The sequence below is a fragment of the Streptomyces sp. ActVer genome, assembly GCF_027270795.1.
GTDB lineage: Bacteria > Actinomycetota > Actinomycetes > Streptomycetales > Streptomycetaceae > Streptomyces > Streptomyces umbrinus_A.
This window is the reverse complement of sequence record NZ_JAPWHT010000541.1, coordinates 1-6378: the sequence shown is the minus strand read 5'-3', so window position 1 is coordinate 6378 and position 6378 is coordinate 1. Positions and strand designations below refer to the sequence as shown.

Annotated in this window: 1 pseudogene; it reads left to right on the top strand. The window is 67.0% G+C overall.

The annotated features are described in order from the left end of the window. A pseudogene (locus O3Q52_RS46800) lies at positions 1 to 5700 on the top strand (hypothetical protein); the annotation flags it as partial. Positions 5701 to 6378 lie beyond the last annotated feature (678 nt).

Sequence of the window (6378 nt, the reverse complement as noted above, 5' to 3'; positions counted from 1 at the left end):
ATGGTGCACGAGCGCACCCACCAGCTCGGCCTCCGGGACGAGTACCGTGACGTCGACTCCCCGCACCGCCCGCACATCCCGGGCAGCCTGCTCGGCGACCTGAACGCGGAGCCCGAGGACCTTTCCCTGACAGCCGCGGGCCTACGCGGCCGGCACCTGGCCCTGCTGGGCGCGCTGATCGGGGACGTGACCCCGCGTCCCGAGGTCAACGCGCAGGCGGACAGCGAGCAGACCTGGAACGCGGTGCGTACCGGTACCGACCCGGTCCTGCGGAAGTCGGTGTGGGTCGACCCGGTCTCCCTGCCGCGACTGGCCGACGACACCACGGCCACCGACGGCGTCCCGGCGCACATGCCGCAGGGCCCGAACACGGCACCTGCCGGCACGGCCGCAACCGACTCCGGTCCGTTCGTGATCGACAACTTCGAGTTCACCAACCTCAAGCAGTCGAACGAGCGGTATCGCGCGAAGGCGGTCCGGATCGTCGATGTGCTCAGGGACCATCCGACGATCAAGGCGTACGTCGACGGCCGCCCCGTACGGATCACCCTGCATGTGCGGACGACCGAGACTCCGGCGGACGTACGCGACCTGGGTGACCAGGGTGTGCAGATCAATCTGGCGAGCTATTACTTCGAGAAGTACGACATCGGCTACATCATGGGCATGCTGGCCCATGAGATCGGCCTGCACCCGCTGGCTTCCCGGAACGGCGACATCCCCGACGAAGAAGAGATGTTCAAGGGGATTCCGCTGCCGGTGCCGGGACTGGGTGATCTCAGGACACCGCGGACGATGAACACCGAGGGCGCGGGTCAGGCGGACCACATCATGGCCGCCTTCCCCAGCAGTACGCGGCACAAGATCTACCGCGACATCGTGCTGAAGATGGCGGAGATGCTGGCGGAGTTCGCACAGGCGCAGGTGCCGGGGGCCAAGAACCAGGACGTCACGGACCTGATCGACACCTACCTGATGGACCTGGCCTCTATCGCGATCACCAGCGACTACCGGGTGAACGCGGCCAAGGAACCCGGGAACACGGCGAAGGTCTACAACGCCTACAAGGCACAGTTCGCGGCGCGGATGGCCGAGGACAGTCCCGCCCGTGGTCTGATGCCTCCCGACAAGGGCATGTTCGGCGTCGTGCGGGACTTCGCCACGCTGGCCGCAAGCCTCGCCACGAACAACCGCGGCGACAGCATCCAGCCGCCTGCGCCTACGTCCGCGCCTACTGGTGAGGCCAACCCCCGGCTCCCGCAAGGCACCGACGGCACTCCGTCGACCGAGGGCGACATCGAGCAAGTGCCGGTCGTCACAAGGCCGTTGCGGGCTTCGCGGGACAGCCGGCCGCGGTTCGTGGTGCGGTCGGGCTTCGACGCGCGGCGGTTCACGCACGAGGGTGAGACGTTCACCGACCTGACGGTCCGGGTCGCGATGCGCGGCGATGCGGAGCGGGTCCCGGACGTGTTCGGTCAACTCAGTGCGGGTGTTGCCGAGTTCCTGAACGCCCCGGGGTACCGGCTGCCCAATGGTGACCTGCTGAACGTGACAGTCGAGTATGTCGATCTGGACCAGCTGGGCCCGGACCCGGCTCCGGACAAAGTTCCCCACCTGACCGTCGATCTGGCGGGCCGGGACCGAGCCATGAATCAGGTCACCTGGTGGGCGGACGCCGACCCGGTGCAGATGGTGCATGAGCTGACGCATCAGCTCGGTCTCCGGGACGAATACAGGGATGCCGATTCGCCGCACCGCCCGCACATTCCGGGGAGCATGCTCGGCGACCTGAACGCCGACCCCGAGGATCTTTCATTGGCGGGCGCGGGCCTACGTGGCCGGCACCTGGCCCTGCTGGGTGCGCTGATCGGGGACGTGACTCCGCGATCCCAGGTCCAGGAGGGCGGGCAGGACAGCGCGCAGAGTTGGGATGCGACTCGCCAGGCGACCGACCCGGTTCTGCGGAAGTCGGTGTGGGTGGACCCGGTCTCCCTGCCACGACCGGCCGACGACACCACGGCCACGGACGGCGTTCCGGCGCACATGCAGCAGGAGTCGGGTGACTCGGCGCCTGCCGCGCCGGTGCGGACTCTGCGCGTGTTCAAGGTGGGGAACTATGAGTTCACGAACCTGAACCAGACGGACCGGTACGTCGACAAGGCGGTCCGGATCATCGAGCTGCTCGATGAGCACCAGACGATCAAGGACTATGTCGGCGGGCGCCCGGTGCGGATCACCTTGCACGTGCGGACGACCGAGGCCCCGGCGGACGTGATCGACCTCGACGATGAGGGCGTTCAGATCAACCTGGCGAGCTATTACTTCGAGAAGTACGACATCGGTTACGTCATGGGCATGTTGGCCCATGAGATCGGGCTGCACCCGCTTGCCACTCGCAACACGAGGATCCAGGAAGAGGAGGACCTGTATCAGGGCATGCCGTTGATGGTGCCGGGTCTGGAATCCCTGTCGACGCCGCGCTTCATGAACACTGTGGGTGCCGGTCAGGCGGACCATGTGATGGCGGCGTTCCCGCACACGATCCGGCATGGCATCTATCGGGACATCGTGGTGGAGATGGCCGAGGTGCTGGCCCACCACGCGCAGGTCGGGGTGGCGGGGGCGAAAGCCAAGGACGTCACGGACCTGATCGACACGTATCTGATGGACCTGGCTTCCATCGCGGTCACCAACGATCACCGGGGGAGGGCGGTCACCGACCCGGCGTACACGGCGAGGGCTTACAACGCCTACAAGGCCCAGCTGGCGGCACACCTTGCCCAGAACAGCCCTGTCCGGCCGTTGCTCCCCGCCGACAAGGGCAGGTTCGGTGTCCTTGGTGACTTCGCGGCGCTCGCCACGAGTGTCGGTACCAACAACCGTGGTGACAGCATCCAGCGGCCCGTCGCTCCGGACCCGACCAGCAGCACTACGGACAGCAACACCGGTAGCAACACCGGCGAAGCGCGACCCAGGCTGCCCCAGACCGACACCGAGTCGCCGCCGGCGCCGACGCCGAACCCCGCACCAGCACCCCAGCCGGTTCTCACCCCCTTCAGTTCGGGGCGTTTCGAGTTCACCAACCTGAAGCACACGGATGAGAAGTACCGCGACAAGGCCGTCCGCGTCATCGAGCTGTTGCGGGACCACCCGATGATCAAGGCGTACGTCGGAGACCGTCCCGTCCGGATCACTCTGCACGTGCGGACGACGGAGACTCCGGCGGACGTACGCGACCTGGGTGACGAGGGCGTGCAGATCAACCTCGCCAGTTACTACTTCGAGAAGTACGACATCGGCCACATCATGGGCATGCTGGCCCACGAGATCGGCCTGCACCCGCTCGCCACTCGGAACCCGGACATCCCCGACGAGGAGGCGATGTTCCGAGGCATCCCCCTGCCGGTGCCGGGGCTGGGGGATTTGAAGACGCCGCGGACGATGAACACCGACAGTGCGGTTCAGGCCGACCACATCATGGCCGCGTTCCCGAGCAGCACCAGGCACGGGATCTACCGCGACATCGTGCTGAAGATGGCCGACATGTTGGCCGAGGCCGCGCAGGCCGGTGTGGAAGGTGCCAAGGCCAAGGACGTCACCGATCTGATCGACACCTACCTGATGGACCTGGCGTCCATCGCGGTCACCAGTGACTACCGGATGAACGCGGCCAAGGAACCGGGCAACACCGCCAAGGTCTACAACGCCTACAAGGCACAGTTCGCCGCCCGTATGGCCGAGGACAGCCCAGCTCGAGGTCTGCTGCCCGCCGACAAGGGCATGTTCGGTGTCGTACGGGACTTCGCGACACTGGCCGCGAGTCTCGCCACCAACAACCGCGGCGACAGCATCCAGCAGCCCATCCCCGGGGACGACGCCCACCCCAGACTTCCGCGGACCAGCGAAGGCGACGCGCGGGCAGAGGGGAGCATCGAGCAAACCCCGGCCATCACACCGCAGTTGGTGGGGCCGCGCGACAGCCGGCCTCGCTTCGTGGTGCGGTCCGGCTTCGACGCCCGGCGGCTCTCATACCAGGGGGAGCAGATCACGGACCTCACCGTCCGCATCACGATGCATGGCACGGACGTGCAGGCGGCGCACGCGTTCGAGCAACTCTCCGCAGGTGTGCACGAGTTCCTCAACGCCCCCGGTCACCGGCTGCCGAACGGCGACCTGCTGCACGTGACCGTCGAACTGGTTGACCCCTCGGAGTCCCCGCACCTGACGGTGGACCTCGTGGGCCGGGACCGCGTGATGGACCAGATTACGTGGTGGGCGGACGCCGACCCGGTCCAGTTCGTGCATGAGCTGACGCATCAGCTCGGCCTCCGGGACGAGTACCGGGACCCCGACTCTCCGCACCGCCCCCACATCGCCGGCAGCCTGCTCGGCGACCTGAACGCGGACCCGGAGGACTCCTCATTGGCCGCCGCCGGGCTCCGCGGCCGGCACCTGGCACTGCTGGGTGCGCTGATCGGTGACGTGACCCTCCGTCCTCAGCAGCCTGAGCCGAGCGAACAAGGCACTGGGCAGAACATCGCGCAGGACGTCGAGCAGAACGTTGAGCAGCACGTCGAGCTAAGCATCGCGCAGCTCATCGAGCAGAGCCTCACACCGGCCAGTGAGCCGGACCGAGCACAGGAGCCTGCACAGGACTCAGCACAGCACATCGGACAGACCTGGGAAGAGGCATGCAAGGGGACCGACGGGGTCCTCCGTCAGGCGGTATGGGTGGACCCGGTCTCCTTGCCCCGCCCGGCCGAGGGCGCCGACGACACGGCGTCCACAGGGGTCCCGGCGCACATGCCGCACAACCCGGGCGCCGCGACCGACCAGTCATCAGGTCAGCCGGCAGACCAAGCAGTACCCGCCTACGCGCCGTTCTCCTCGGGGAACTTCGAGTTCACCAACCTCAAGCACACGAACGAGGCGTACCGCGACAAGGCGGTCCGCATCATCGATCTGCTCCGGAAGCACGACACCATCAAGGAGTACGTCGGTGACCGTCGCGTCCGGATCACCCTGCACGTGCGGACGACGGAGACGCCGGCCGACGTGACGGACCGTGGTGACGCCGGAGTCGACATCAACCTGGCCAGCTACTACTTCGAGAAGTATGACATCGGCCACATCATGGGCATGCTGGCCCACGAGGTCGGCCTGCATCCGCTCGCCTCGCGGAACGGGGACATCCCCGACGAGGAGGCGATGTTCCGGGGCATCCCGCTGGCGGTACCGGGGCTGGGCGATCTGAACACACCACGGATGATGAACACCGACGGCGCGGGCCAGGCGGACCACATCATGGCCGCCTACCTCAGCAGCACAAGGCACAAGATCTACCGCGACATCGTGCTGAAGATGGCCGGTGTCCTGGCGGAGGACGCACGCGTGGGGGAGGACGGCGCCAGGGCCCAGGACGTCACGGACCTGATCGACTGCTATCTGATGGACCTGGCTTCCATCGCACTCACCAACGACTACCGGATGAACGCGGCGAAGGAGCCCAACTACACGGCGAGGGTGTTCAACGCCTACAAGGAGATGCTGGCGGCCCAGTTGGCCGAACAGCCCTCCATCCGGTCCCTCCTGCCGTCGAACAAGACGATGTTCGGTGTGATGAACGACTTCCGTCGCATCGGCACCTACATCGCGATCGGCAACAGCGGAGACAGCATTCAGCAGGCCGACACGACCTGACCGCACCCGGACCGTCCGCCACCCGGCGAGCCGAGTCCGCACCTTGGCCCGTCAGTTGAGTCCGGTCACCCCCCGCCCGGGCATCCCCATACGGGCAACCCCCGCCCGGACACTCCGCTCCGGTCGAATCCCCGTCCGGTCAGCCCCCTGCCCCGGCAGTGCCCAACCCCATCACTGCCCCGCAGAGTCAACGGTGTGAGACTCGGCGAAGTCCCAGACCACCGGCAGGAGTTGCTCGGGCGTCTTGGGCTGCGGCAGATGCCCCGTGCCCTGCAGCGGGAGGAACTCCGCGCCGGGGATGGCCTGTGCGTACGCGCTAGCCGTAGTCGAAGTCCAGCACCTCGTCGCTCGCACCCCAGGCGACAAGTGTCGGATGGGCGATCCCGGGCCAAGCGGTCGGTGAGGGTGGGATGGCCCATCGCGCGCGGGCCCGAGTAGACCTGCAACGCGGCACGGTTGGCCGCCATGACAGCACGCTGCTCCTCGGAGAGCGCGTTCGGGTCGAAGTGGAACTTCGAGAGGCCGTGGAGCGACAGGCGGGCCAACTCGGGCGGTGTCAGGGAGAAGGTGTCGGCCATCGGATGAAGCTTCCCCTTGATCGTGGACACCTGGAGACTGGGACGTGAGGTTCCAGAGGAAGTAGCACCAGGTGGGAAGCAATTACACGAAGCGGGACAC